We start from the raw sequence: 26,041 nt of genomic DNA, 5'->3' as shown, positions 1-26,041 counted from the left end.
GCCTCGGCTCTCCTCTCAAAGGACCTCCGCCGAAGTGCGGAGGGCGGCGAAGGAGCGCAGGCCAGTCACGGGACGGGCGGAATGCAGGGGCCGGCCGGTAGGTCGGCTAGATGCCGGGACCGACGCGTTCCAGCACGCGGAGCGAGCCCTCGGCGGACACCTCACCGAACGCCCCGGACTCCAGCGCCCGCCGATAGACCCGGTAAGGCGCCTGACCGCCCTCGGCCGGGTCGGGGTAGACGTCGTGGAAGATCAGCGCCCCACCCGCCATGATGTGCGGCGCCCAGCCCTCGTAGTCGCGGGTGACCGGCTCCTCGGAGTGCCCGCCGTCGATGAACAGCATGCCCAGCGGCGTGTTCCAGAGCCCGGCCACCCGTTCCGACTTGCCGACGATGGCGATCACCTCGTCCTCGAGACCCGCCGCGGCGATCGTGGCGCGGAAGGTCGGCAGCGAGTCCATCTTCCCGAACCGGATGTCCATCAGCGTCGGATCGTGATGCGCCCACCCCGGCTGGATCTCCTCGGAGCCACGGTGGTGGTCCACGGTGACCACCACGGAGCGCGCCTCCCTGGCGGCCGCGCCGAGGTAGATCGCGGACTTGCCGCAGTAGGTGCCGATCTCGCAGATGGGCCCGAGCTTGCCGTACTGGCAGGCTGCCGCGAACAGCGCCAGCCCCTCGTTGTCCGGCATGAACCCCTTGGCATGCTTCGCTGCGTAGAGCAGCGCTGACGGCATCGTCATACGACGGAACCCTAGCCGAACCGAACAACATTCCGGGGAACTCTTGCAGCCCACTTCTGGAACCTGTTCTACTTGGCACGTGAACCAGCGCGCTCGCATCGCGATGTCGGACGACGACGTCGCCGCCTTCCTGGAGAGCTCACGCAAGCTGCAACTGGCCACCATCAACCCGGATGGCACACCGCACCTGGTCACCATGTTCTACGGCCTCGACGCCGGGCGGATCGCCTTCTGGACGTACGCGAAGGCGCAGAAGGCCCGCAACCTGGCCCGCGACCCGCGGGTAAGCTGCTTGATCGAGACCGGTGACGACTACGACCAACTGCGCGGCGTCCTGGTGTACGGCAAGGCCGAGCCGATCGCCGACCGGGACGGCGTCATGGCCATCGGGATGATGGTCGCCCGCAGGATGACTCCCGGGGTGCCGGACGAGCTGCTGAACCCGTACGTGGAGCAGACCGGGCGCAAGCGGGTTGCGTACGTCGTCGAGCGCACCAAAGTGGTCTCATGGGACCACAGGAGGCTTTCATGAAGGTCAAGGTCGACGAGCTGGTCTGCGAGGCCAACGCTGTGTGCATGGGCCTCGCGCCGGAGGTGTTCGACGTGGACGACGACGACCAGCTGCACATCCTTCTTCCAGAACCACCCCCCGAGCTGCAGGACCGCGTCCGCCACGCGGTCAGGTCCTGCCCCAAAGCCGCTCTGTCCATCGAGGAATAGCCCCTCGAGGACCCCCTCGAGGACCCAGCCTTCGAGCCGGAGGAGGAACCCCCCATGCGCGCCGCGATCCTGCACGCCGTAGGCAACGACAAGCTCGAGATCCGCGACGACGTCACGCTGGCCCCGGTGGGCCCGACGGACGTCCGCGTGCGGATCAAGGCCACCGGTGTCTGCCATTCGGACCTGTCGGCCATGTCGGGCGTGCTGCCGCAGCCCGTGCCGCTCGTCCCCGGCCACGAGGGGTCGGGCGAGGTGGTCGAGGTGGGCGAGCACGTCACCTCCCTGCAGCCCGGCGACCACGTGGTGATCAACTGGCGGCCAGCCTGCCAGGAGTGCGACCTGTGCCTGGGCGGCCAGCCGTACCTGTGCATGAAGTACGTGATCGAGGGCTTCACCAAGGGCAACTTCCGCTTCGGCGGCGACGGGGCGACGGCGTTCGGGATGGCGGGCTGCGGCACGTGGGCCGAGGAGATCGTCGTGCCCTGGCAGGGCGCGATCAAGATCGACCCGGACGTGTCGTGGGAGGCGGCGGCCCTGATCGGCTGCGGCATCACGACCGGCGTGGGCGCCGCGCTCAACACCGCGAAGGTACGCCCGGGGTCCACGGTGGCGGTGATCGGCTGCGGCGGCGTGGGCCTGTCGGTCATCCAGGGCGCCCGCGTCTCCGGCGCCAGGGTGATCCTCGCGGTGGACCCGCTGGAGTCCAAGCACGAGCTGGCCAAGAAGGTCGGGGCGACGCACGCGGTCGCGCCCGAGCAGGTGCCTGACGCGCTCAACGAGCTCACCGGCGGCTCGGGCTTCGACTACGGCTTCGAGGTGGTCGGCAAGTCGGCCACCATCCAGAGCGCGTGGCAGATCACCCGGCAGGGCGGCGACGTCATCGTGGTCGGCGCGGGCGCGATGGACGACATGGTGTCGATCTCGGCGTTCAGCCTGCTGTTCGAGGGCAAGAACCTGCTGTCCAGCCTGTACGGCGAGGCGGACGTGCGGCACGACTTCCCGTACTTCGCCAAGCTCCACAAGGCCGGCCAGCTGGACCTCGAGTCGATGATCAGCGCCCGCATCCGCCTCGCCGACCTGAACGACGCGGTGGCGGCCCTGCGGGCCGGGGAGGTCCTGCGCCAGATCGTCCTCATGGACTGAGACGTACCTTCCAAGGAAAGGCGCCGGAACAGCGAGCGTTCCGGCGCCTTCCTTTGCGGCTCCCTACGTCGTGGAGAAGGCGGCGTCGAAGGCCGTGGTGGGCGGGGTGATGGAGTTGAGCGTGCGGATGTAGCCCAGCGCCTCCTTCGCGCCGTCCAGCCGGTCCATGCCCGCGTCCTCCCACTCGATCGAGATCGGGCCTTCGTACCCGATCGAGTTGAGGGCGCGGAAGCAGTCCTCCCACGGCACGTCGCCGCGTCCGGTCGAGACGAAGTCCCAGCCGCGGCGCATGTCGGCCCACGGCAGGTGAGAGGACAGGCGGCCGCGGCGGCCGTCGCCGACGCGCATGCGCGTGTCCTTGCAGTCCACGTGGTAGATGCGGTCCTTGAAGTCCAGGATGAAGCCCACCGGGTCCAGGTCCTGCCAGACCATGTGCGAGGGGTCCCAGTTGAGCCCGAACGCCAGCCGGTGGTCGATGGCCTCCAGGGTGCGCACGGTCGTGTGGTAGTCGTAGGCGATCTCGCTCGGGTGGACCTCGTGCGCGAAACGTACGCCGACCTCGTCGAAGACGTCGAGGATCGGGTTCCACCGGTCGGCGAAGTCCTGGTAGCCCGCCTCGATCGCCGAGGCGGGCACGGGCGGGAACATGGCGACCGTGTGCCAGATGGACGAGCCGGTGAAGCCCACGACCGTGTCCACGCCCAGCAGCGACGCGGCCCTGGCGGTGTTCTTCATCTCCTCGGCGGCACGCTGCCGCACGCCCTCGGGCTCGCCGTCGCCCCAGATGCGGGCGGGCAGGATGCCCTTGTGCCGCTCGTCGATCGGGTGGTCGCAGACGGCCTGCCCGACCAGGTGGTTGGAGATCGTCCACACCTTGAGGCCGTGCTTGTCGAGCTGGGCGTGCTTCTGCTCCACGTACGACGGGTCCGCCATGGCCTGGCCCACGTCGAAGTGGTCGCCGGAGCAGGCGATCTCGAGCCCGTCGTAGCCCCATTCGGCCGCCAGCCGGCAGACCTCCTCGAACGGCAGGTCGGCCCACTGTCCGGTGAACAGTGTGACTGGTCGCATGAGTCAATCCTCCACGTTCGTGTAGCGGCTGCCGTCAGCCGCGCTCCGCTCTACCGCCTCCAGGACCCGCTGCACCCGCAGACCGTCCGCGAACGACGGCGACGGGTCGGCTCCGGTGGCGATCGCCTCCAGGAAGTCCTTGATCTCGTGGGTGAAGGTGTGCTCGTAGCCGAGCCCGTGCCCGGGCGGCCACCAGGCGCCCACGTAGGGGTGATCGGGCTCGGTGACCAGGATCCGCTCGAAGCCGCCGCCACCGGAGCTGAACCACAGCTCGTTCATGGCCTCGAAGTCGAAGGCCAGGCTGCCGAGCTGACCGTTGATCTCGATGCGCATGGCGTTCTTGCGGCCGGTGGCGAACCGCGTGGCCTCGAACGAGGCCAGCGCCCCGCCCGACATCCGGCCGAAGAACAACGCGGCGTCATCGACGGTGACCTCGCCCATCGCGTCCGTACGGGAGGCGCCCAGCCCGGCCGACTCGCCCGCCAGCGGACGTTCCTTGATGAAGGTCTCCATCAGCCCGGACACACCCACGATGTGCTGCCCGCTGACGAACTCGGCCGCGTCCACGATGTGCGAGCCGATGTCGCCGAGCGCCCCGGCCCCGGCCTTGTCCTTCTGGAGCCGCCACACCAGCGGGAACTCCGGATCGACGATCCAGTCCTGCAGGTATTGCGCCCGCACGTGCCTGATCTCGCCGAGCCGGCCCTCCTCCACGAACCGGCGGGCGAGCGCGACCGCGGGCACCCGCCGGTAGTTGAAGGCCACCATGCTCTTGACCGAAGCCGGCGCCGCGGCGGCGGCGCGCACCATGGCCTCGGCCTCGTCGACGGTGTTGGCCAGCGGCTTCTCACAGATCACGTGCTTGCCGGCGGCCAGCGCGGCGATGGCGATCTCGGCGTGCGAGTCGCCGGGCGTGCAGATGTCGACGATCTGCACGTCGTCGCGCTTGATCAGCTCTCTCCAGTCCGTCTCTACGGCGTCCCAGCCGAGCTGCGCGGCGGCCGCCTCGGTGCGTTCCTTCGACCTGCCGGCCAGCACCGCCATGCGCGGCGCGAGCGGCAGGTCGAAGAAGGCCCCCACGCTGCGCCAGGCCTGTGAGTGGACGCGGCCCATGAACGCGTAGCCGACCATTCCCACGCCGATGGTGGTCTTGTGTGACATGCAACCCCCGATCAGGATTCGAAGCCAAGTGCCAGGTACTTCTCGACGTTATCCTTGGTGATGGTCTCCGATGCGAGCGTGATGGACTGTGGCACCTGGTTTTCCACCAGATCACTCATGCCCTTCCCCTGCGCGATCAAGCGGGCCAGTTTGATCGCCGAGGAGGCCATGGTCGGGCTGTAGGTGACGGTGGCCTGCAGCACCGACGAGCCCGACTGGATCTCCTTCATCGCGTTGAGCGAGCCCGCCCCGCCGACCATGATGAACTCGTCGCGGCTGGCCTCCCTGATCGCGGCGAGCACGCCGACGCCCTGGTCGTCGTCGTGGTTCCAGAGCGCGTCGATCTTCTTGTGCGCCTGGAGCAGCGACGTGGCCACCTGGTTGCCGGTCTCGACCGTGAACTTGGCGTCCTGCTTGGCCGTGACGCTGAACCCGTACGTCTTCAGCGCGTCGGCGAAGCCCTTGCTGCGGTCCTGCGTCAGCGGCAAGGTGGCGATGCCCTGGATCTCGACGATCACGGGGTTCGCCACGCCCTTGTCCTTGAGCTGCTTGCCGATGAAGTGCCCGGCCGCGACGCCCATGCCGTAGTTGTCGCCGCCGACCCAGGTCCGATATGCCAATTTGTCGGGGAAAATCCGGTCGAGGTTGATCACCGGGATGCCCGCCTCCGTGGCCTGCAGCGCGACCTGGTTCAGCTGCTGACCGTCGTTCGGCAGGATGACCAGCGCGTTGACCTTGGCCGCGATCAACGACTCGACGGCCGAGATCTGCTGGTTGATGTCGTTGGTGGGCTCGACGGGCTTGAAGTCGATGTCGGAATACTGCTTCGCGGTGGCCTCGGCGTTCTTCGCGATCGCCGCGATCCATCCGTGGTCGGCGGCCGGCGCGGAGAAGCCGATGGTGACCTTCGTCCCCGGCTGGTCGTTGCCGCTGGCCGCGGGGGCCGGGGCGGGGGCCGCGGTGGTGGGCGCGGCCGCCGGCTCGTTGCTGGTGCAGCCGGCCGCCAGGAGCACGGCCCCGCCGACGAGGAATCCCCTGCGCGCGACGTTCTCACTCATGGTGCTCTCTCCTTCAAGTTCCGCCGCTGGAGAAGGACGGCGATGACGATGATCAGGCCCTTGGCGATCAGCTGGTCGCTGGTGTTGAGGCCGTTGAGGATGAACAGGTTGGTGATGAGGGTGAAGATCAGCAGGCCCAGGATCGAGCCCACGATCGTCCCCCGCCCCCCGGTGAGCAACGTGCCACCGATGATCACGGCGGCGATGGCGTCGAGCTCGTACAGGTCGCCGTGGGTGGACGAGCCTGTCGTGGTCCTCGCCATGATCAGAATGGCGGCGATGCCACAGCACAGCCCGGACAAGGCGTAGAGCAGCATCGTGTGCCTGCGGACGTCGATGCCGGCCAGCCGGGCCGCCTCGGGGTTGCCGCCGACCGCGTACGTCCGCCGCCCGAACGTCGTGCGGTTGAGCATGATCCAACCCAGCACCACGACCAGGGCGAAGATGTAGACCAGCAGCGGGACGCCGAGCAACCGCTGGGTCGACAGGTCCACGAGGGCGGAGTTCTCCGGCTGGATGAGCTGCGTCTTGCGGTCGGACATGCGCTGCGCCAGCCCTCGGGCGGCCACCAGCATGGCGAGCGTGGCGATGAACGGCACCAATCGCCCGTACGAGATCAGCAACCCGTTGACCAGCCCCGCGCCGGTGCCGACGAGGATCGCGCACATGGCCATGACCCAGGGCCCGTACGACTGCGTGGCCAAGGTGGTGGCCCAGACCGAGGCGAGCGCCATGACGGCGCCCACCGACAGGTCGATGCCGCCACCGATGATCACGAACGTGGCCCCGACCGTGATCACGCCGATCGTGGCGGCCAGCGACAGGATGCTGACCAGGTTGGACGCGGTGGCGAAGTTGTCCGGCCTGGTGACCAGGCCGACCACCACCAGGATCGCCAGCGCCGCCAGCAGGCCGAGATGTCGCATCTCACCGAGACCGAAGCGGCTCACCGAAGCTACGGCCGATCCGGCGACAGGCCCCTTCGTTGTGGGCTCGCTCATCAGGCCGCCCTCCCATTCATGATCATGTCGAGTACGCGATGCTCGTCCAGGTCCGCCGCGTCACCCTGGTGGATCACCGTCCCCTCGCGCAGCACCAGCACCCGGTCGGCGAGGCCCAGCACCTCCGGCACCTCGCTGGAGACCAGCAGCACGCCGATGCCCCGCTCGGCCAGGTCGTGGATGACCGCGTACAGCTCAGCCCTGGCGCCCACGTCCACGCCTCTGGTGGGCTCGTCGAGCAGGAGCAGCTTGCGGCCGCCGAGCAGCCAGCGGGCGAGCACGGCCTTCTGCTGGTTGCCGCCCGACAGGTTCCTGATCGGGCGTTCGGGGTCGGGCGGCCGGATGTCCAGCATTTCTGACAGCCGCTTGGCCTCGCTCCGCTCGCGTTTGCGATCGATCCAGCCGAACTTCGCGAACCCCGGCAGGGTGCCCAGCGTGATGTTGGCGGTAACACTCTGGTCGAGGATCAGAGCCTGGGCCTTGCGTTCCTCGGGGGCCAGGCCCATGCCGTGCCGGACGGTGCCGACGACGCCGCGGCGCACCGGCCGCCCTTCGAGCAGGACGCGGCCGGCGGCCGGGCGGGCCCCGTACACCGCCTCGAGGATCTCCGAGCGGCCCGAGCCGACCAGGCCGGCCAGCCCGACGATCTCGCCCGCGCGTACGGAGAACGACACGTCGCGGAAGACGCCCGGCGCGGTCAGGCCCTCGACCCGGAGCACCTCCTCCCCCAGCGTGCGGCCACCGCGGGGCGGGAAGACGTATTCGACGTTCCTGCCGGTCATGAGGGAGACGATCTGGGTGGTGGGGGTGTCGCGGGCCGGCAGGCCGACGGCCACCGTGCGGCCGTCCTTCAGGACGGTGACCCGGTCGCCGATCTCGCGGATCTCCTCCAGGCGGTGCGAGATGTAGACCACGGCCACGCCTTGGGCGGTGAGCTCGCGGATGATGCGGAAGAGGTTCGCGACCTCGTCGTGGGCGAGTGCGGCGGACGGCTCGTCCATGATGATCAGGCGGGCGTCGTGGGAGAGCGCCCTGGCCATCGAGACGACCTGTTTCGCCGCCGGTGATAACCGCCCGACCTCGGTCGACGGCCGGATCTCCGGGTGGCCGAGCCGTTCCAGCACCTCGCGGGCGGCCTTCCTGGCCGCCGGCCGGTTGACGAAGCCGAAGCGGCCGTGCTCGTGGCCGAGGAAGATGTTCTCCGCCACGCTGAGCCCGTCGACCAGGTCCAGCTCCTGGTAGATGGTGGCGAAGCCGAGCTTGATGGCGTCGATGGGGCTGCTCGGCCGCACCTGGTCGCCGTTGAAGACGATGGTGCCCTGGTCCGGCTGATGCACGCCGGCCAGGACCTTGATCAGGGTGGACTTGCCGGCGCCGTTCTGGCCGAGCAGGCAGTGCACCTCGCCCGCTCGCACGTCGAGATCGACGCCGTCCAGCGCGCGCACGCCGGGGAACTGTTTGACGATGCCCTTCATGACCAGCATCGGGAGGTCCCAATCCTCTATGCGTTGACGATGCGGTTGATGTTGTCCGGTGACAGGTAGTGCTCGATGGCGAGCAGCCCCGCCCCGAGCGCGGCCGCGTTGATCCCCGTACGGCTCGGCGTGATCGACAGATGGTGCGTGGCCAGCGGGAGCGACCGCCGATAGACCGTCTCCCTGATGCCGGCCAGCAGATGCTCGTGCACCCGCGACAGCGCGCCGCCGATGACGATGACCTCGGGGTTGAAGAAGTTGACCAGGCTCGCCAGCACCTCGCCGATGAGCCGGCCCGCCTCCCTGACCAGGCGCAGCGCCTGCGTGTTGCCCGACTGCACGAGCGCCACGACGTCGGCGCCGGTCTCGGCCGCGAGGCCCAGCTCGGTCAGCCGCCGGGCGATCGCGGCGCCGCCGGCCACGGCCTCCAGGCACGCGCTGTTGCCGCACCGGCAGCCGGCGTCCTCGTGGCCGCTGACCCTGATGTGCCCGATGTCGCCGGCCGAGCCCTGGGCGCCCCTGTGCAGCTTGCCGTCGGCCACGATGCCGCAGCCGATGCCGGTGCCGACCTTGACGAACAGCAGGTGGTTGATGCCGGCGAAGGCGTTGCGGTGCTCGCCCAGCGCCATCACGTTGACGTCGTTGTCGACCAGCACGTTCACGCCGTCGAAGTAATCAGGGACGGGGTAGTCGTTCCAGCCCGGCATGATCGGCGGATTGTTCGGCCGCCCGGTGGCGAACTCCACCGGCCCGGGCACCCCGATCCCGACCGCGCGCAACACCGCCCGCGGCCGCCCGGCCTGGCCGAGCAGCCGGTCGAGCCGCTGGTCCACGTGGGCGAGCACCTTCTCGGGGCCCTCACCGATCAGCAGTGAGTCCTCGCACTCGGCGAGCACGTTGCCGGAGATGTCCATCAGCGCCACCCGGCAGTGGGTGGCGCCCAGGTCGACGCCCGCGAACGCGTGGTCCTCGGTGTGCAGGCGCAACTGCCGCGGCGGCCGGCCACCGGTGGACTCGCCGCTCTCGGTCTCCTCCACCAGGCCTCGCTCGATCAGCGCGTCCACGCGCTGGGAGATCGTGGACCTGGCCAGACCGGTGAGCCTCGCAAGATCGGAACGGGTCGTCGCCGAACCGGCGCTGATCAGTGTCAGCACATCTCCGGCGGAGCCCGGCAGAGGGGTCATGTCGCGACAATATGATCACAGATGCGGCAATTCAAGAGTGAGGATCGACCAAACTCCGCCAACTTCTGCCGCAGATCGAACAAAGGCCGATCAGCCGGGATATTTCGGGATCTGCCCCACACGCGAACGCCGGCCCCCGCCTACAACGAGAACCGGCGCCCGCACCACAACCGGGCCGCACCACGACGGCGTAGGGCGTCAGATCATCGCCTTCATCGAGTCTCCGGCCGTCAGCACGTACGGCTGCTCGGCCATGATCGACTCCCAGTTGCCCGCGACCGACTCCGGCGTGATGTCGTCGTCCTTCCACCCCGGCCCCTCGGCCACGAACACCCGCGCCACCCGGCCCCCGCCGACGGTGAACACCTCGCCGCTGACCTCGCACGACTCATGCACCAGGTACGCCACCAGCGCGCTCACCCGCTCCGGCGTGAACTTGGCCTCGAACTCGGCCGGCAGCAGCGACTCGGTCATCCTGGTCCAGGCCACGGGCGCGATGGCGTTGGCCTTGATGCCGTTGCGCGCGCCCTCGATCCCGAGCGTCTTGGTCAGCCCGACCAGTCCCATCTTGGCCGTGGAGTAGTTGGCCTGCCCGAAGTTGCCGAACAGCCCGGCCGGGCTGGAGGTGTTGACCACGCGCCCGTAGCCGGCCGCCTTCATGATCGGATAGGCGGCCTGGCTGACCAGGTAGGACCCGCGCACGTGCACCGCCATGACGGCGTCGAACTCCTCGACCGTCATCTTCCCGAACGACTTGTCCCGCAGGATCCCCGCGTTGTTGACGACGATGTCGACCGTGCCGAACGCGTCCACCGCGGCCTGCACGACGGCCCTGGCGCCGTCCGGCGTGGCGACGTTGTCGGCGTTGGCGACGGCCTGCCCGCCGTTCTTCGTGATGAGCGCCACTACCTCGGCGGCGGGCCCGGTCGAGGCGCCCGTGCCGTCGAGCGCGCCCCCGAGGTCGTTGACCACGACCTTGGCGCCCCGCTCGGCCAGCAGGAGCGCGTGCGCCCTGCCGAGACCGTGCCCGGCCCCCGTGACGATCGCGACTCTGTCATCGAACCGAAGCATCGAACCTCCAGCGCAGGAGAACAACGTTCTAGTACGAGTACCATAACTCGGCTCGGGCCTACCGATCAGCGGGGCGCCACCGTTCCGGATCGCCGGGGACCCGCACCACGCGCCCCTTGGCCGAAAGCCAGACCAGGTGGGCGAGGGTCTCGTTGTTGGCCGCGCGCCGCATGAACGGCGGGATCGTCTCCCACGGCCGCGACCAGCTCAGCCGGGTCGCCACGTCCCAGCACGTCACGCCGTCGCCGCCGGCGACGACCCGCTCGATCTCGGCCAGCCGCCCGTCGTGGTGCGCCAGCACGTGGTCCACCCGCTCGGCCAGTTCCAGGAACCGGTACTCGTGCGCGGGCAGCACCTCCTCGACGTCCAGCTTGCGCACGGCCGCCAGCGCGTCGAGGTAGTCGGCCAGCGGGTTGGGCCCGGACTGCGGGTGCACGGCCACGATCGGCGTGATCTTGGCCAGCACGTGGTCGCCGGAGAACAGCAGCCTGCGCTCGGGCGAGACGAAGCACAGATGCCCCGGCGAGTGGCCGGGCGTCCAGACCGCCCGCAGGTCCCAGCCGGGCAGGCCGAGCTCGTCGCCATCCTCCACCAGCCGGTCGGGCGTAGCCATGGAGACCATGTGCCTGATCATCATCGACGCGCCGGCCAGCTCGTCCAGCGTCAGCGGCGGCACCCCACAGCGGGCCAGCAGCGCGCGCTCGCGCTGGACCAGGGAGTCGATGGCCGCGTCGTCGTAACGCTCGCGGACCAGGCGCGCGTCGGCCGGGTGCAGGCCGATCCAGGCGCCCGACGCCTCGCGGACGCGCCCGGCCAGGCCGTAGTGATCGGGATGGATGTGGGTGACGAGCACGGCCTGGACGTCGTTGATCGTGTACCCGGCCACGCCCAGGCCGGCGACGAGCGCCTCGTACGCCTCGTCGGTGTTCCACCCGGCGTCGATGACGGCCACGCCGCCGGGCAACTCCAGGGCGTAGACCAGCACGTACCGCAGCGGGTTGACCGGGATCGGCACCGGGATGGACCACAGTCCCGGGCGCACTTGCTCGACGTCCGGGATCGTCCCGCCGGTCCACGCTTCCCGCTGCGCCATGCTGGCAGGGGTCACCACGAATTTCGACACATACCCGAATATAGTTCTGGATCCGAATCGTGTTCTACTGGGAGCCATGAAGCTGAGCCGCGAGATTTCAGGCGATGGCCGCTTCGTCCGGCAGCCGAACCGCTTCACGGAACGGATCGGCCCTCCCGAACCCGGCCGGTACCGGGTCTACGCCTCCTACGCCTGCCCGTGGGCGCAACGCGTGCTGATCGTACGGAAACTGCTGGGCCTGGAGGACCTGCTGGACGTCACGATCGTCGACCCCATCAGGGACGAGAAGGGCTGGCGCATCCCCGGTGGCGACCCGGAGTACCTGTCGGAGCTCTATCACGCGACCGACCCCGGCTACACGGGCCGCTACACCGTCCCCTGCGTCTGGGACACCCGGGACAAGCGCATCGTCACCAACGACTTCCCGCAGATCACCCTCGATCTGGAGACGTCATGGGGCACCGTCCCCAACCTCTATCCCGAGCGCCTGCGTCCCGACATCGACATCATGAACGACCGCCTCTACCACGGCCTCAACAACGCGGTGTACGAGGCGGGCTTCGCCCGTGACCAGCAGGCGTACGAGGAGGCGGTGTCGCGGGTCTTCACCACGCTCGACTTCCTCGAGGTGCGCCTGGCGGAGTCGGACTACCTCTTCGACACCCTCACCGACAGCGACGTGCGCCTCTACACGACGCTGGCCAGGTTCGACAGCGTCTACTACGCGCACTTCAAGTGCTCGGTCCGGCGGCTGATCGACTATCCGGCCCTGTGGGCGTACGCGCGCAGGCTCTACGCCATCCCGGCCTTCCGCGAGACCACCGACTTCGACCAGATCAAGCGTCATTACTACATCACCCAGCCGAACATCAATCCGACCCAGATCGTGCCAGTGGGGCCGGAGCTCGACTGGAGCCTGTAGGCCCCGGCATCCGGACGAACAGCAGGGCCGAGGCCAGCATCACGGTCGCGGCGACGGCCCAGGAGGCGGCCACGCCCGCCTGCGCGGCCAGGGCGCCGAGCGTCAGGTTGCCTAGGATCCCGCCGGACTGCAGGGCCAGCGAGGCCGTCGAGGACACGGTGGTGCGCTCGGCGGCGGTGACCGCGTTGTGCGTCATCTCCAGGCACAGCAGTCCGGCCACGGAGTGCCCGACGAACAGCACGACGTAGGCCACCCCGGCCGTCAGCAGCCCGGCCGCGCCGCCGAGCCCGGCCGTCGCGGCCAGCGCGCCGACCGATAGTGCGGCCAGAACGACACCCGCGATTGCGCCCTTGGCCGAGCCGCCGACCAGCCGTGCCACGCGGGGTGCGAGTGCGCTGCCCGCGGCGCTGCCCGCGAACCCGAGCGCGGCGACCGCGGCGTACGCCATGCTGCCCCGCTCCGCGGTGCCGGCCAGCTCGGCCAGGCGGCCCGGGGTGAGCAGCTCGATGGACATGAGCATCACGCCGCAGCCGGCCGACGCGAGCATGATGCGGCGCAGCACAGGGCCTCGGGCCGCCAGCTGCACGCCGGAGACGACCGTGGCGGGCACCTCGCGCAGCACCCCGCGAAGCGATCGGCGGGCGCGCGCGGTCTCGGTCAGCGCTCCGGCAGGCGCCCCGCCCCCCGGCTCGCTCAGCGCTCCGGCAGGCGACCCGCGTCCCGGCTCGGTCAACGCACCGCCACGCGACCCGCGTCCCGGCTCGGTCAACGCACCACCACGCGACCCGCGTCCCGGCTCAGGCAGCGCGAGCAGCACCACGACCAGCAGGACAGCGGCGGCCAGTGCGCCCACCAGGCTCGGCGCCGCCAACGGGAACATCAGCTCAGGCGGCACCAGGAGCGGCAGGGCGCCACCGGCGAGCACGCCGGCGGCCAGCGACACCGATTCCACCGCGCCGCCCCGGGCCAGCCCAGGCTTGAGGTCGGCGCCGGGCCCTTCGATCCTGTGCAGCGTGTCGACGTACCAGGAGGTGGCGGGTCCGCTGGACAACGCCCTGGCGACGCCCTTGAGCACGCCGCTCACCAGGAACATCCAGAACGTCGTGGCCACGCTCATGAGCACGAGAGCCACGGCCAGGAACGCGGCGGAGGCGGCCAGCACCACACGCCGCCCCACGACGTCGGCCAGCCCACCGGTCGGCAGCTCCAGACCGACGGTGACGATCGAGAACACGGTCACCACCAGGCCGATCTGCGCCAGGCTGAGACCTCTCCCGGCCAGCAGCAGCACCATGGAGGCCATCATGAGCCCGAGGGGCAGCCAGGTGAGGAAGCAGACGAGCAGGTAGCGGCGTAAGACGGAGCGGCGAACGTTCAGGCCCGAGAGCGGTAGCTTGCGTGACCAGCGAGGGCCAAGTGAGCGCGACCATTTAACGCGGGGAGCGGTCACGGGTCCTCCTGTCGTGTGCGCGGAACGGACCCCATCCAGACGTGGACCAGCCTGGCCTCGGGGTCGTCGGCATATCGGGCGGCCAGGTCGAGCAGCAGCGCCTCGGCCTTGTCGTGGAACTCGCGCAACGCGGCCGGCGGCATCTGGAGGATGTAGTCGCTCATTCCTGAGGCGTCCACCCACTCGCGCGGCCAGTCGGCGAGGTCGAACTCCTCCATCACCCGCCCCACCATCTCGACCTGGCGCAGGTGCATGATCCTGACGGCCTCGCGCCCCTCGGCGGTGCCGGACATCTCGACGGCATCCCACGAGGTGTAGCGGTGGCGGGAGCGCCAGCGCCGCTCGCGCCCGTCGCGCTGCTCGTCGTCCTCCTCGATGAAGCCGTATTTGAACAGCTCGCGCAGGTGGTAGCTGGTCGAGCCGGAGCTCTCGCCGACCTTGCGGCCCAGCTCGCTGGCCGTGGCCGGGCCGTCGGTGCGCAGCAGGCCGAGCAGGCGCACCCGCAGCGGGTGGGCGACCACCTTGAGCACTTGCGGATCACTGATCTTGTATTGCTCCTCCACAACGCCAACCCTAGACCGCAAAGACAATTTTGCAAAGAGAATTTGGCGATACTGCCGGGCTCATAAACTGAGCGGCGTGCTTGATGACATCTGGGTGGACGACGCCGTCTTCGAACTACGTCCCGACTTCGCGGTCCTGGTCATGACCGCGCACGGGCTCCACAACGGGCCGACCGACGACCGCTCCCGCGCCTGGCTGGCGGCGGCCTCCGAGTGCGAGGTGCAGAGCGTGAAGATCGAGGCGTGGAAGGAGGCCTACCGCGCGTTCGGGGCCAAGCCGCAGCGGACCCGGCCCTCGGTCGACGCCCTCACCCGGCGCATGCCGCTGCCGGAGATCAACCGGGCCGTGGACGCGTACAACTCGATCAGTGTGAAGCACGCGCTGCCAATCGGCGGCGAGGACCTCGACCGATACGTCGGCCCGGCGCGACTGGTCAGGGCCGCCGGCGACGAGGCGTCGGAGGAGGCCCTCGGCACGCCGGAGCCGGGCGAGGTGATCTGGCGCGACGACGTCGGCGTCACCTGCCGCCGCTGGAACTGGCGTCAGGTGGTGCGCACGCGCCTCACCGAGGAGACCACGAACGCGATCTTCCTGCTGGAGCGGCTGGAGCCGATGTCGGTGGAGGAGCTCAAGGAGGCCGGCGAGGAGCTCGCCGATCTTCTGTCCCAGTTGTCCCCTGGGGTGCGGATCGCTAGCAGACTGCTGTCCAGTGGGAAATAAACCCGATGTCCTAGTGTTGATACCAAACAGCAACAAACGCGGCACCACCTGGATTGACGAGGGGGTCGTGACCTCTTTGCGCGGTCTTGAGAGGATCGTGCGAGGCGGCACGGGCTCCCGGGCGCATGCTGCCGGTCCGGGCGAGTAGCCTTGGACAGGTTCTCTAACATCAACGCCGATCTGCGGAAGAGGGCGATTTCCGCCGTGTCGTCTGAGTCGTCGCGGGCAAACCCGCTGGCAAGCTTTGGACAGAACGAGTGGCTTGTCGACGAGCTCTATCAGAAGTACCTCCAGGACCCCGAGTCGGTCGACAAGGCCTGGTGGAACTTCTTCGCTGACTACAACCCTGATTACGGACCGGGCCGTACCCCGGTCAAAGAAGCGGCGAACGGCACTGTGACCGCCCCCGCTCCCACCCCGGCGCCCCCCAAGGCGCCACCGGCGGCCGAGAAGCCGAAGCAGCCTGCCACTCCGGTCCCCAAGGACGCCGAAGAGGTCAAGCTGCGCGGCGCCGCGGCCCGCACGGCGGCCAACATGGACCTGTCGCTGTCGGTGCCGACCGCGACGAGTGTGCGAGCCATCCCGGCGAAGCTGCTCATCGACAACCGCATTGTGATCAACAATCACCTCAAGCGGGGTCGTGGCGGCAAGGTCTCCTTCACGCACCTGATCGGTTTCGCGATCGTCAAGGCGCTGAAGGCCATGCCGGAGATGAACTACTCCTTCGCGGAGGTCGACGGCAAGCCGACGCTGGTCAAGCCCGCGCACGTGGGCTTCGGTCTGGCGATCGACGTGCAGAAGAGCAACGGCGAGCGCCAGCTCCTCGTGCCCTCGATCAAGGGCGCCGAGGAGATGGACTTCCGGCAGTTCTGGATGGCCTACGAGGACGTCGTCCGCAAGGCCCGCGCGGGCAAGCTGGGCGTCGACGACTTCGCCGGCACCACGATCTCGCTGACCAACCCGGGCACCATTGGCACGGTGCACTCGGTGCCCCGTCTGATGCCGGGGCAGGGCACGATCATCGGCGTCGGCGCGATGGAATACCCGGCCGAATACCAGGGCGCCTCGCCCGACACGCTGTCGCGGCTGGCCGTCTCCAAGGTCATGACGCTGACCAGCACCTACGACCACCGGATCATCCAGGGCGCCCAGTCGGGCGACTTCCTGCGCCAGATCCACCGGCTGCTGCTCGGCGAGGACGGCTTCTACGACGAGATCTTCGAGGCGCTGCGGATCCCCTACGAGCCGGTCCGCTGGGTCCAGGACATCTCCGCCACCCACGACGACGACGTGGCCAAGTCAGCCCGCGTGATCGAGCTGATCCACGCCTACCGGGTGCGCGGCCACCTCATGGCCGAGACCGACCCGCTGGAGTACAAGCAGCGCAAGCACCCCGACCTCGATATCCAGTCGCACGGCCTGACGCTGTGGGACCTGGAGCGCGAGTTCGCCACCGGCGGCTTCGGCGGCAAGCCGCTGATGAAGCTGCGTGACATCCTGGGCGTGCTGCGTGACTCCTACTGCCGCACGGTCGGCATCGAGTACATGCACATCCAGAACCCCGAAGAGCGGGCCTGGATCCAGGCGCGGGTGGAAAAGGCGCACAAGTCGCCCGAGCGTGACGAGCAGCTCAACATCCTCTCGCGGCTCAACACCGCCGAGGCGTTCGAGACGTTCCTGCAGACGAAGTTCGTCGGCCAGAAGCGCTTCTCGCTGGAGGGCGGCGAGTCCCTGATCCCGCTGCTCGACTCGGTGATCAGCGACGCCGCCGACGAGGGCCTCGACGAGGTCGTCATGGGCATGGCCCACCGCGGCCGGCTCAACGTGCTGGCCAACATCGTGGGCAAGTCCTACGCCCAGATCTTCGGCGAGTTCGAGGGCAACATCGACCCGCGCACCGCGCACGGCTCCGGTGACGTGAAGTATCACCTCGGCGCGACCGGCGAGTTCACCTCGCCGAGCGGCAACACGATCTCCGCGTCCGTGGTCGCCAACCCCTCCCACCTGGAGGCGGTCGACCCGGTGCTCGAGGGCGTCGTCCGCGCCAAGCAGGACCTCATCGAGCGCGGTGAGGAGGGCTTCACCGTCCTGCCCGTGCTCATCCACGGCGACGCGGCCTTCGCCGGCCAGGGCGTCGTGGCCGAGACGCTCAACCTGTCGCAGCTGCGCGGCTACCGCACCGGCGGCACCGTGCACGTGGTGGTCAACAACCAGGTCGGCTTCACGACCTCGCCCGCCTCGTCCCGCTCGTCGGTCTACGCCACCGACGTGGCGCGGATGATCCAGGCGCCGATCTTCCACGTCAACGGCGACGACCCCGAGCAGGTGGTCCGCGTGGGCCGGCTGGCCTACGAATACCGCCAGGCGTTCCGCAAGGACGTGGTCATCGACCTGATCTGCTACCGCCGCCGCGGCCACAACGAGGGCGACAACCCCGCCTTCACCCAGCCGCTGATGTACGACCTCATCGACGCCAAGCGCTCGACCCGCAAGCTCTACACCGAGGCGCTGATCGGCCGGGGCGACATCACGGTCGAGGAGGCCGAGTCCGCGCTGCGCGACTACCAGGCCAAGCTGGAGCAGGCGTTCACCGAGGTCCGCGAGGCGGCCAAGAAGCCGGCGGAGGCGGCCGCGATGCGGGTGCCGCCGACCGAGGTCGTCAAGTGGTCGCACGACGACACGCCGACCGCGATCAGCGACGAGACGCTCAAGCGCATCGTCGACACCCAGCTCAACCTGCCCGATGGCTTCACGCCGCACCCGCGCCTGGCGCCGGTGCTGCAGCGCCGCGGCCAGATGGTCGAGCAGGACGCGATCGACTGGGCGATGGGCGAGACGCTGGCGTTCGGCTCGCTGCTGATGGACGGCCACCCGGTGCGGCTGGTCGGCCAGGACTCGCGGCGCGGCACGTTCACCCAGCGCCACGCGGTGCTGGTGGACCGGATGACCGGCGCCGACCACACCCCGCTGAAGGCGTTCAACCAGGGCACCACGAAGCTCTACGTCTACGACTCGCTGCTCAGCGAGTTCGCGGCGCTCGGCTTCGAATACGGCTACAGCGTCGTCCGCCCGGACGCCCTGGTCCTCTGGGAGGCGCAGTTCGGCGACTTCGTCAACGGCGCCCAGACGATCATCGACGAGTTCATCTCGTCGGGCGAGCAGAAGTGGGGGCAGAAGTCCTCGGTCGTGCTGCTGCTGCCGCACGGCTTCGAGGGCCAGGGCCCCGACCACTCCTCGGCCCGCATCGAGCGGTTCCTGCAGGTCTGCGCGCTCGACAACATGACGGTCGCGCAGCCCACCACGCCGGCCAACTACTTCCACCTGCTGCGCTGGCAGGTGGAGTCCAACCGGCACAAGCCGCTGGTGGTCTTCACGCCGAAGTGGCTGCTGCGCCACAAGGCGGCCACCTCCAAGGCGTCCGACTTCACCTCGGGCACCTTCCAGCCGGTCCTCGGCGACACCACCGTCGACCCGGCCAAGGTGACCAAGGTCGTCCTCACCTCCGGCAAGCTCTACTACGAGCTGGCCGCGCAGCGTGACAAGACGGGCCGCGACGACGTCGCCCTCGTCCGGCTGGAGCGGCTCTACCCGTTCCCGGCGGAGGAGCTGCAGGCCGAGCTGGGCCGCTACGGCGCGCAGGTGGAGCTGATCTGGGCGCAGGACGAGCCGGCCAACATGGGGCCGTGGCCCTACCTGACGCTGAAGCTGGCCGAGGACCCGCAGACGCTGGGCGGCCGGCCGGTGCGGCGGGTGTCGCGCACGCCCAACAGCTCACCGGCGACGGGCTCGCACCACGGCCACGACACCGAGCTGCAGGAGATCCTCCAGCAGGTGTACGGCTGACGAGCCAGACAGCCAACTGCTAAATTGGCAGTTGTTAGCAGCTAATTAGCAGCTAACAACTGCCAATTTTAGTAGGTGGTCTGTGCGCCAGCCTCAGAAACCGCCACCGTGGCGGGAGCTTTGGCTCGAAGCCGACAGTCTCTGGCTGCTGTCAGCAGTCGATTCCATGGAGCGCTACCTGCCCTGGGACGAGGTTCGCCGTCGCACGCCGCCGACCGGTCTGACACACAAGCAGTGGTGGCTCGGCCTCAAGATGGCACGGCTCGGCATGCGACGGGATCTCCCCCTGGCGGACTCGGCCGGCGCGCCCTTCACCTACGCACTGCCGGATGAGGTGCTACGGGGCCTGGAGGCGCTCAACCGCGACCTGAGCGGCCGGATCGGCACGCCGGAGCCCGTTGCCAACCCGCTGACCCGCGACCGCTATCTCATCAGCTCACTGATCGAAGAGGCCATCACGTCCAGCCAGCTCGAAGGTGCCGCGACCACGTACATGGTCGCCAAGGACATGCTGCGCAGTGGCCGCAAGCCGCAGACGGTCGACGAGCTCATGATCCGCAACAACTACCTCGTCATGCGCCGCATGGGCGAGCTGCGCAACGAGCCCCTGACGCCTGCTCTCATCTGCGACATCCAGCGCATGGTCACCGAAGGCACCCTGCACAATCCGGCCGCCGCGGGTCGCTTTCAGCTGCCGGGCGAGAAACGAGTCGTGGTCGCCGACACCTACGGCGAGATCCTGCACGAGCCTCCCCCCGCCGAGGAACTGCCGGAGCGGATTCAACGATTGTGCGACTTCGCCAACGGCAACTCGCGCACCACGTACGTGCCTCCGGTGATCAGGGCTGTGGCGGTGCATTTCATGCTGGCCTACGACCATCCGTTCGAAGACGGCAACGGGAGGACGGCACGCGCGCTGTTCTACTGGTCGATGCTCAACCAGGGCTATTGGCTCACCGAGTTCATCTCGATCTCCCGGATCCTGAAGAACTCACCCGCCCGCTACGGCCGCAGCTTCCTGCACGTCGAGCAGGACGAGAACGACCTCACCTACTTCGTCATCCACCAGCTCGACGTCCTACGCCGCGCCATCGACGACCTGCATGCCTACCTCGACAAAAAGATCGCCGAGACCCGCGAGGTCCAGGCCTATCTGGCCCGCGCCCGCAAGGAGGCCTTCAACGCCCGCCAGATCGCCCTTCTGGCGCATGCCGCGGACCATCCGAGTGCCGAGTACACCGTGGCTTCCCACGCCGCCGGCCACCAAATCGTGCTCCAGACGGCCAGAACCGACCTGCGCGAGCTGGAGCACCGCGGGCTACTCACTAAAGTCAGACGAGGGCGCGCCGATGCCTGGATACCGGTCGGCGACCTGGCGTCACGGCTGCGTACGGACTGAATGGAGCACGATGTACTTCACCGATCGGGGGATCGAGGAGCTGGTCGAACGGCGGGGCGAGGAAGAGGTCAGCCTGCTGTGGCTGGGTGAGCGGCTGCGCGAGTTCGTGGACCTCAACCCCGAGTTCGAGATCCCGGTCGAGCGGCTGGCCACGTGGCTGGCGCGGCTCGACGACGAGGACGACGAGTAACCCCGCGATAGACGCGATACATCTTGAGTTTTGGCTAGACGCGACATATCGTGTCTTACATAGGGATGTGTCGCCAGGAGGGCGGGGATCATGCAGCAGTGGACGATCGAGGCACCGGAACAGCTGACGTTCGGCCCAGTGGAGTCGCTCGACGTGCGGATCGTCGCCGGGCGGCTGGACGTGCTGGCCAGCGAGGGCCCGCCCACTCTGGAGGTCGCCGAGTTCGAGTCGGCCTCGCCGCTGATGGTGACCTATGACGAGGACGCCAAGGAGCTCATCGTCGCGTACAAGGACCTCACCTGGGACGGCCTGCTCGGCTGGCTGCGGCGCGACCGGCGCAGGACGGTCCTGACGATCACTGTGCCGAAGGGCTGTAGCGTCAACGCCGGGGTGGTGTCCGCGCCCGCCGTGGTGGCCGGGTTCGAGAAGATGACCCAGGTGAGGAGCGTGAGCGCGGAGATCGTGCTGGACGGGGTCAGCGGCGACGTCAGCGCCACGACCGTCTCGGGCGCGGTCGAAAGCCGGGCGATGGCCGGCGATCTGGCGTTCAAGAGCGTCTCAGGAGATCTGACCGTGGCCGACGGCACGCCGCGCCGGCTGCGGGCGAACACCGTCTCCGGCCGCATCACCGCGGATCTCGCGCTGCAACCCACGGGTCATGTCACGCTCAACAGCGTCTCCGGTGACATCCTGGTCAGACTGCCAGAGAACGCGGACGCGGACGTCAGGGTGCGTTCCACGTCCGGCAGGCTCGTGAGCACGTTCGAGGAATTGTCCACCATGAGCAGCCCAGGCACGAAAACGATGTCGGGGCGGCTGGGCGGCGGCATGGCCTCGGTGTCGGCGATCACGGTCTCCGGTGAGGTCACGCTGCTCAAGGGAGAGAAGGAATGAGCCCTGTATTCGGTCACGGCCGGCTCCGGCTGTACCTGCTCAAGCTGCTGGAGGAGAGCCCGCGCCACGGTTACGAGGTGATCAGGCTGCTCCAGGACCGCTTCCTCGGCGTCTACTCGCCCTCTCCCGGCACGATCTACCCGCGCCTTGCCCGCCTGGAGGAGGAGGGCCTGGTGACGCATGAGGTGGTCGCGGGCAAGAAGGTGTTCTCGATCGCCGACAAGGGCCGCGACGAGCTGAACGCCCGCCTCGACGAGCTCGACGACCTGGAGCAGGAGATCTCCGCCTCGGTTCGCGACATCGCCCGCGAGGTCAAGGAGGACGTCCGCGACACGGTCAGGTCCCTGCGCGACGAGCTGACGCGGATGGCCAAGGACGTGCGCACCGGCGCCAAAGAGGACAACAGGCGGCTCAGGCAGCAGCAGAAGGAGGACCTCAAGCGGCTGCGGGAGCAGCAGAAGCGGCAGTGGACCGAGCACGCCTACCAGTGGCAGGGGCAGGGTGAGCGGCTGGCCGGCGAGTGGCGCAGGATCTGGACGGAGGTCTGGGCCACACTCGGCGGCGAGGCGCCCAGCCGCGCCGATCTCGATGCCGAGCTGGGCGAGCTGCTGGCCGACTTCGTCGCCCAGGCCCGGCAGGAGGCCTCGCAGGCCCGGCTGACGCCGGAGATGCTGGCCGAGCTGCGTCAGACGCTCGACGACGCCGGCCGCCGCATCCGCGACATCCTCGAGCCCTGACCTGACCCCGCGCGCTACGCGGAGCGGAGCTGGCGCTCAAGGCGGCGGGAGATCCGCGCGGCCTTGCGCGCGTGGTAGGCGATCGGCATATAGCGCAGGCGTTCGGGCAGGCGCGGCGTCAGCACCGCCACCGCGTGCCCGAGATGCCGCAGCCGCCGCTCCTCCCGGGCCGTCCATCGCAGCCCCAGCTTCGCGCGTACGGCCGGCGGCAGGGTGCCGACGGTCACGAAGTGGTTGAACTCCCCCGACCCCACCCCCACAGGCGTCCAGAGCCGGCGCAGCGGCCTGGGCAGCCCTGGAGGCGCCGGGGTGCCGCGCAGGACCGACAACACCTCCAGCGCGGTCGGGTGGGCCTCCAGCCGGTTGGCCACCATGTCGTCGAAGTACTGCCAGAACGCGTCCAGGTCGGCCGGCATCTCCCGCTCGGGCACCTTCAGGATGGCCCCGAGCTGCCGCGACTCGGCGTAGAAGCGGCGTTCCTGCGCAACGGTGAGGGGCGTGCCGAAAGAGCGGTTGAGCGCGATGAAGCGCTCGAACAACGACAGGTGCACCCACGCCCACGCCTCGCCGTTCAGCGCGTGGTAGGGCCGGCCCTGCTCGTCCACGCCGCCGATCGTGCTGTGCATCCGCCGGAGCCGCTCGCCCTCGGCCGGCCCGTCGCCGTACACCCATTTCTGCACGGACTCCAGCGTGCGAGTGAGCCGCCCCCACGGGTCGTCCTTGTAGGTGGAGTGCTCGGCCACGGCCGCGCCGACCGCCGGATGCATCGTCTGCAGCACCAGCGCGCTTCCGGCGACCAGCAGATTCCGGTATTCGCCCGCAGTGTCCCAGTGCATCGAACCCGGGCCGAAGGGCTCAACGTCCATGATGGCGGCCTCCCGGTTGATCCAACCTCATTTCCTTCTATCACCCAGGAGGCCAGAAGTAACCCTTCACTTATTCACACCGCGAAAACGATCTTTCCGAAGATCTCCCCTTCCTCCATCGCGGCGAACCCGTCCCGCGCCTGCGCGAGCGGCAGCGTCCGGTCGATCTGGGGCCGCAGCCCGGTCTGCTCCAGGAACACGGCCAGGCGCTGGAGCTGGTCACGCGTCCCCATCGTGGACCCGACCACCGACAGCTGCAGGAAGAAGACCCGGTTGAGGTCTGCGGACGGGACCGCGCCGCTGGTGGCGCCGCTGACGACGATGCGCCCGCCGGGCTTGAGCGACCTGAGCGAGTGGTCCCAGGTGGCCTGGCCGACGGTCTCCATGACCGCGTCCACCCGCTCGGGCAGCCGCGCGCCGGTCTCGAACGCCTGGTCGGCGCCGAGCTGGAGCGCACGATCGCGTTTGCCCTCTGAGCGGCTGGTGGCCCAGACCCGGTAGCCGCCGGCCCGGCCGAGCGCGATCAGCGCGGTGGCGACGCCCCCGCCGGCGCCCTGCACCAGCACGGTGGAGCCCGGCTCAAGGCCGGCCTTGTCGAACAACATGCGGTACGCGGTCAGCCACGCCGTCGGCAGGCACGCGGCCTCCTCGAAGCTGAGCGCGGACGGCTTGGGCACGAGGTTGCGGCGCGGCACGGCCACCCGCTCGGCGAAGGTGCCGTCGTACACCTCCGACAGCAGCGTGCGCTTGGGATCGAGCGTCTCGTCCGCGCCCGTGCCGATCACGGAGTGCACGATGACCTCGTTGCCGTCCTCGTCCACCCCGGCGGCGTCGCAGCCGAGCACGATCGGCAGCCGGTCCTGCTTGATGCCGACGCCTTTGAGCGTCCACAGGTCGTGGTGGTTGAGCGCGGCCGCCCGCACGGAGACGGTCGTCCATCCGTCCGGTGCCTTGGGCTCCGGGTGCTCCCCGAGCGTGAGTCCGGCGAGCGGGTTGTCGGGATCGGTCTGTGTGGCGGTTACGGCGAACATGGCCGCACCTTACTAAGCGAACGTGGCCGCGCCTTACTGGGAGGGCCGTCCCTTTACCGTGACCCGAATCCCCTCGATCGCCATCTGCCTGAACCGGGCCGGCCCTGTGACGGCGACCAGCACGTCGCCCCGGCAGACCGACTCGGCCGGCCGCCCACGCCCATCGATCACGTTGGGCACCCTGGACTTCTTCGCGCATCCGGGGGTGGGCACGAGCGCGATCATCTCGCTCGCCCCGCCGCCGAACCACAGCTGCGGCCCGACCGGATCTCCCTGAGCGGTCTCGCCCGGTTCGGCCAGCCGCACCGTCCCGCCGGCCGACAACACCAGATAGCCGCCCTTGGTCACCGTCCCTTTCAGGCTCCGCGCGACGGCGAGCCGCTGTTCGAAGGCCAGCCCCTGCGCTCGGTCGTACATCGCCATCCGCCACTTCTCGAACGCGAACAGCAGCACCTGCCCATTGGAGCCGCTGCCCGCCTGGCGCGGCCAGAGCGTGACGTTGGACGCGTAGTTCCTGATCGGCTGCCCACCCCGGGTGATCTCGACTTCCCCGCCGTAGGGAGCCACTAACTGCCGGTAGCTCCCGTCGATCCACACACCTTGGAACGGCCGCGACCCCATCCCGGCCAGCTCCAACTCGGCCGGGTAACGCACTTCGGCCCGGACCCCGTGCGGGAACACCACCTCGATGACCTCGTCGCCGCCCTTGGCCGCCCTGGACGGGACTTGAAGGACGTTCGGCGGACTGTCGAGCCTGGTCAGGGACCTGATCGGCTCGGGGGTGGGTTGAGTCGGGAGGAGCGGCTCGGGGTCCCGGCTGGCGATCAGGCCGATGACGGGGACGGCCAGGACCGCCACCACGACGACCAGCCCGATCCACCGGCGGCGGCCGCTCTGGCCCGCCTCGATGACGTCGAACTGGTCAACCACCGGCGTTCCTTGCCGAGTAGTGCGGCTTGCGCCCCTCGTCTCCAGTTCAGTTGAGCGGCGACCGCCAGCGCAAGCCCTCGAACCTGGCGAAGTCCTTGTCGCAGGTTACGAATTCACAACCGTGCTCGATGGCTAGTGCGGCGAGGTAGGCGTCAGGGATGAGCTTGCCGCGCGCGTCGGCCTTGCGGCACAGCTTGACGAAGATCTCCCAGTGGCGCGGACCGGCGTGCACCACGACGGCGTGTGGCTGATGCCGGACGGTGTCGGCGAACTTCCGCGCTTCGTCGAACGAAGTGGCAGCGGGAATGCGCGGATTGGTGGCCACGCGAATGAAGCCGTTGAGCGCGAAGTCGCTGACGGCATAGGCCTCATCACCCTGCAGGAGCTCCGTGACCACGGCAAGGCACTGCTCGTGATGATCGGCATCCCGCCGCTGTGCGTTGACGAACACGTTCGTGTCAAGCATCCTCATGGCCGGCCCCCAGCACATGCTCGACGAAGTCCTGGTCGTCGAGCTCCTTGAGCTCGGCCCAGATCAGCTTCGGACCGTGGGGGTCCCCGGAGAGCGGGAGGTTGATCGGGGGCCGTTCCGCGACATCGGCGGAGCGGTGAATGAGTTGCCGCAAGGCGTCCTCCATCACTGAGTTGAGACTGCGTCCTTTTCGCGCCGCGTACGCCTTCGCCTCGTTGAGGAGCTGCTCGTCGATGCGCACCGTTGTCCTCCGCATGACTCCAGCGTCCGCGCGTGACATCAAAATGTCAACCCGGAGCGTAGCCGA

At 69.0% G+C, this 26,041-nt stretch carries 26 protein-coding genes; 10 read left to right on the top strand and 16 right to left on the bottom strand.

Translation table 11 applies throughout. The features are described from left to right. Nucleotides 1–106 precede the first annotated feature (106 nt). The gene (locus tag ACTWQA_RS37770; protein WP_443163737.1) at nucleotides 107–742 is read right to left on the bottom strand and encodes a class I SAM-dependent methyltransferase; all 636 of its coding nucleotides are present in this window, start codon (nucleotides 740–742) and stop codon (nucleotides 107–109) included. A 79-nt stretch (nucleotides 743–821) separates the two neighbouring features. Between ACTWQA_RS37770 and ACTWQA_RS37765 the strand changes: the two genes are divergently transcribed. Genes ACTWQA_RS37765 through ACTWQA_RS37755 form a run of 3 tightly spaced genes read left to right on the top strand, consistent with a single transcriptional unit; the run spans nucleotide 822 to nucleotide 2,605 of the window. Further along, on the top strand, nucleotides 822–1,274 hold the full coding sequence (locus tag ACTWQA_RS37765; RefSeq protein ID WP_443163736.1) for a pyridoxamine 5'-phosphate oxidase family protein: 453 nt from the start codon (nucleotides 822–824) through the stop codon (nucleotides 1,272–1,274). After that, nucleotides 1,271–1,462: a ferredoxin gene (locus tag ACTWQA_RS37760; protein ID WP_305916774.1), complete on the top strand. Its 192-nt coding sequence runs from the start codon at nucleotides 1,271–1,273 to the stop codon at nucleotides 1,460–1,462. Before ACTWQA_RS37765 ends, ACTWQA_RS37760 begins: the two co-directional genes overlap by 4 nt. A gap of 54 nt (nucleotides 1,463–1,516) precedes the next feature. After that, complete coding sequence (locus tag ACTWQA_RS37755; RefSeq protein WP_443163735.1) at nucleotides 1,517–2,605, top strand: Zn-dependent alcohol dehydrogenase; 1,089 nt, start codon at nucleotides 1,517–1,519, stop codon at nucleotides 2,603–2,605. A gap of 63 nt (nucleotides 2,606–2,668) precedes the next feature. On the opposite strand, the gene ACTWQA_RS37750 is transcribed toward ACTWQA_RS37755, so the two are convergent. The 8 genes from ACTWQA_RS37750 to ACTWQA_RS37715 form a co-directional block, all read right to left on the bottom strand. Then, entirely contained in the window at nucleotides 2,669–3,673 is a 1,005-nt protein-coding gene (locus ACTWQA_RS37750) for a sugar phosphate isomerase/epimerase family protein (protein ID WP_443163734.1), read from the bottom strand. A 3-nt stretch (nucleotides 3,674–3,676) separates the two neighbouring features. Continuing rightward, entirely contained in the window at nucleotides 3,677–4,834 is a 1,158-nt protein-coding gene (locus ACTWQA_RS37745; RefSeq protein WP_443163733.1) for a Gfo/Idh/MocA family protein, read from the bottom strand. An 11-nt stretch (nucleotides 4,835–4,845) separates the two neighbouring features. Continuing rightward, nucleotides 4,846–5,892 (bottom strand): ABC transporter substrate-binding protein, encoded by a 1,047-nt coding sequence (locus tag ACTWQA_RS37740; protein WP_443163732.1) that lies wholly within the window; start codon nucleotides 5,890–5,892, stop codon nucleotides 4,846–4,848. After that, nucleotides 5,889–6,893 carry an ABC transporter permease gene (locus tag ACTWQA_RS37735; protein WP_305916779.1) on the bottom strand — a complete coding sequence of 335 codons (1,005 nt, stop codon included), beginning with the start codon at nucleotides 6,891–6,893 and terminating at the stop codon, nucleotides 5,889–5,891. The genes ACTWQA_RS37740 and ACTWQA_RS37735 overlap by 4 nt, the downstream gene beginning before the upstream one ends. Then, nucleotides 6,893–8,377 (bottom strand): sugar ABC transporter ATP-binding protein, encoded by a 1,485-nt coding sequence (locus ACTWQA_RS37730; RefSeq protein ID WP_443163731.1) that lies wholly within the window; start codon nucleotides 8,375–8,377, stop codon nucleotides 6,893–6,895. Before ACTWQA_RS37730 ends, ACTWQA_RS37735 begins: the two co-directional genes overlap by 1 nt. A 17-nt stretch (nucleotides 8,378–8,394) precedes the next feature. Next, on the bottom strand, nucleotides 8,395–9,552 hold the full coding sequence (locus ACTWQA_RS37725) for an ROK family transcriptional regulator (RefSeq protein ID WP_443163730.1): 1,158 nt from the start codon (nucleotides 9,550–9,552) through the stop codon (nucleotides 8,395–8,397). Nucleotides 9,553–9,750: 198 nt separating this feature from the next. Next, a complete protein-coding gene (locus ACTWQA_RS37720; protein ID WP_443163729.1) occupies nucleotides 9,751–10,623 on the bottom strand; it encodes an SDR family oxidoreductase in 873 nt (290 codons plus the stop codon). Between the two features lie 58 nt (nucleotides 10,624–10,681). Beyond that, on the bottom strand, nucleotides 10,682–11,746 hold the full coding sequence (locus tag ACTWQA_RS37715) for an MBL fold metallo-hydrolase (protein ID WP_443163728.1): 1,065 nt from the start codon (nucleotides 11,744–11,746) through the stop codon (nucleotides 10,682–10,684). A 46-nt stretch (nucleotides 11,747–11,792) separates the two neighbouring features. On the opposite strand from ACTWQA_RS37715, the gene ACTWQA_RS37710 reads away from it, so the two are divergent. Beyond that, on the top strand, nucleotides 11,793–12,638 hold the full coding sequence (locus ACTWQA_RS37710; protein ID WP_443163727.1) for a glutathione S-transferase family protein: 846 nt from the start codon (nucleotides 11,793–11,795) through the stop codon (nucleotides 12,636–12,638). On the opposite strand, the gene ACTWQA_RS37705 is transcribed toward ACTWQA_RS37710, so the two are convergent. Both ACTWQA_RS37705 and ACTWQA_RS37700 read right to left on the bottom strand, forming a co-directional pair. Then, nucleotides 12,586–14,088, bottom strand: coding sequence for an MFS transporter (locus ACTWQA_RS37705; protein ID WP_443163726.1), 1,503 nt, complete (start codon nucleotides 14,086–14,088; stop codon nucleotides 12,586–12,588). The two genes, ACTWQA_RS37710 and ACTWQA_RS37705, sit on opposite strands and share 53 nt — an antisense overlap. Continuing rightward, complete coding sequence (locus ACTWQA_RS37700) at nucleotides 14,085–14,651, bottom strand: helix-turn-helix domain-containing protein (RefSeq protein ID WP_443163725.1); 567 nt, start codon at nucleotides 14,649–14,651, stop codon at nucleotides 14,085–14,087. Before ACTWQA_RS37700 ends, ACTWQA_RS37705 begins: the two co-directional genes overlap by 4 nt. A gap of 76 nt (nucleotides 14,652–14,727) precedes the next feature. Here ACTWQA_RS37700 and ACTWQA_RS37695 point away from each other — a divergent pair, with 76 nt between their 5' ends. The 6 genes from ACTWQA_RS37695 (at nucleotide 14,728) to ACTWQA_RS37670 (ending at nucleotide 22,435) form a co-directional block, all read left to right on the top strand. After that, a complete protein-coding gene (locus tag ACTWQA_RS37695) occupies nucleotides 14,728–15,372 on the top strand; it encodes a B3/B4 domain-containing protein (protein ID WP_443163724.1) in 645 nt (214 codons plus the stop codon). 204 nt (nucleotides 15,373–15,576) lie between these two features. After that, nucleotides 15,577–19,215: a multifunctional oxoglutarate decarboxylase/oxoglutarate dehydrogenase thiamine pyrophosphate-binding subunit/dihydrolipoyllysine-residue succinyltransferase subunit gene (locus ACTWQA_RS37690; protein ID WP_443163723.1), complete on the top strand. Its 3,639-nt coding sequence runs from the start codon at nucleotides 15,577–15,579 to the stop codon at nucleotides 19,213–19,215. A 166-nt stretch (nucleotides 19,216–19,381) separates the two neighbouring features. Further along, entirely contained in the window at nucleotides 19,382–20,614 is a 1,233-nt protein-coding gene (locus ACTWQA_RS37685; protein ID WP_443163722.1) for a Fic family protein, read from the top strand. A gap of 10 nt (nucleotides 20,615–20,624) precedes the next feature. Continuing rightward, nucleotides 20,625–20,804 (top strand): DUF6104 family protein, encoded by a 180-nt coding sequence (locus ACTWQA_RS37680; protein WP_305916790.1) that lies wholly within the window; start codon nucleotides 20,625–20,627, stop codon nucleotides 20,802–20,804. 90 nt (nucleotides 20,805–20,894) lie between these two features. Further along, entirely contained in the window at nucleotides 20,895–21,698 is an 804-nt protein-coding gene (locus tag ACTWQA_RS37675) for a DUF4097 family beta strand repeat-containing protein (RefSeq protein WP_305916791.1), read from the top strand. Then, nucleotides 21,695–22,435 (top strand): helix-turn-helix transcriptional regulator, encoded by a 741-nt coding sequence (locus ACTWQA_RS37670; RefSeq protein ID WP_443163721.1) that lies wholly within the window; start codon nucleotides 21,695–21,697, stop codon nucleotides 22,433–22,435. Before ACTWQA_RS37675 ends, ACTWQA_RS37670 begins: the two co-directional genes overlap by 4 nt. Before the next feature lie 14 nt (nucleotides 22,436–22,449). On the opposite strand, the gene ACTWQA_RS37665 is transcribed toward ACTWQA_RS37670, so the two are convergent. The 5 genes from ACTWQA_RS37665 to ACTWQA_RS37645 all read right to left on the bottom strand — a co-directional run bounded on the left by ACTWQA_RS37665 (nucleotide 22,450) and on the right by ACTWQA_RS37645 (nucleotide 25,975). Then, nucleotides 22,450–23,301 (bottom strand): oxygenase MpaB family protein, encoded by an 852-nt coding sequence (locus tag ACTWQA_RS37665; protein WP_443163720.1) that lies wholly within the window; start codon nucleotides 23,299–23,301, stop codon nucleotides 22,450–22,452. A 74-nt stretch (nucleotides 23,302–23,375) separates the two neighbouring features. Further along, nucleotides 23,376–24,332 (bottom strand): zinc-binding dehydrogenase, encoded by a 957-nt coding sequence (locus ACTWQA_RS37660; protein ID WP_443163719.1) that lies wholly within the window; start codon nucleotides 24,330–24,332, stop codon nucleotides 23,376–23,378. Between the two features lie 33 nt (nucleotides 24,333–24,365). After that, complete coding sequence (locus tag ACTWQA_RS37655; protein WP_443163718.1) at nucleotides 24,366–25,262, bottom strand: hypothetical protein; 897 nt, start codon at nucleotides 25,260–25,262, stop codon at nucleotides 24,366–24,368. Between the two features lie 46 nt (nucleotides 25,263–25,308). Beyond that, nucleotides 25,309–25,734, bottom strand: a complete 426-nt coding sequence (locus tag ACTWQA_RS37650; RefSeq protein ID WP_443163717.1) for a type II toxin-antitoxin system VapC family toxin — start codon at nucleotides 25,732–25,734, stop codon at nucleotides 25,309–25,311. Beyond that, on the bottom strand, nucleotides 25,721–25,975 hold the full coding sequence (locus ACTWQA_RS37645) for a hypothetical protein (protein WP_443163716.1): 255 nt from the start codon (nucleotides 25,973–25,975) through the stop codon (nucleotides 25,721–25,723). Before ACTWQA_RS37645 ends, ACTWQA_RS37650 begins: the two co-directional genes overlap by 14 nt. Between the last annotated feature and the right edge of the window lie 66 nt (nucleotides 25,976–26,041).

This window comes from Nonomuraea sp. 10N515B, from assembly GCF_052245915.1.
Taxonomy (GTDB): Bacteria; Actinomycetota; Actinomycetes; order Streptosporangiales; family Streptosporangiaceae; genus Nonomuraea.
Note: the sequence above shows the minus strand (reverse complement) of the source record. Positions and strands in the feature narration are given on the sequence as shown.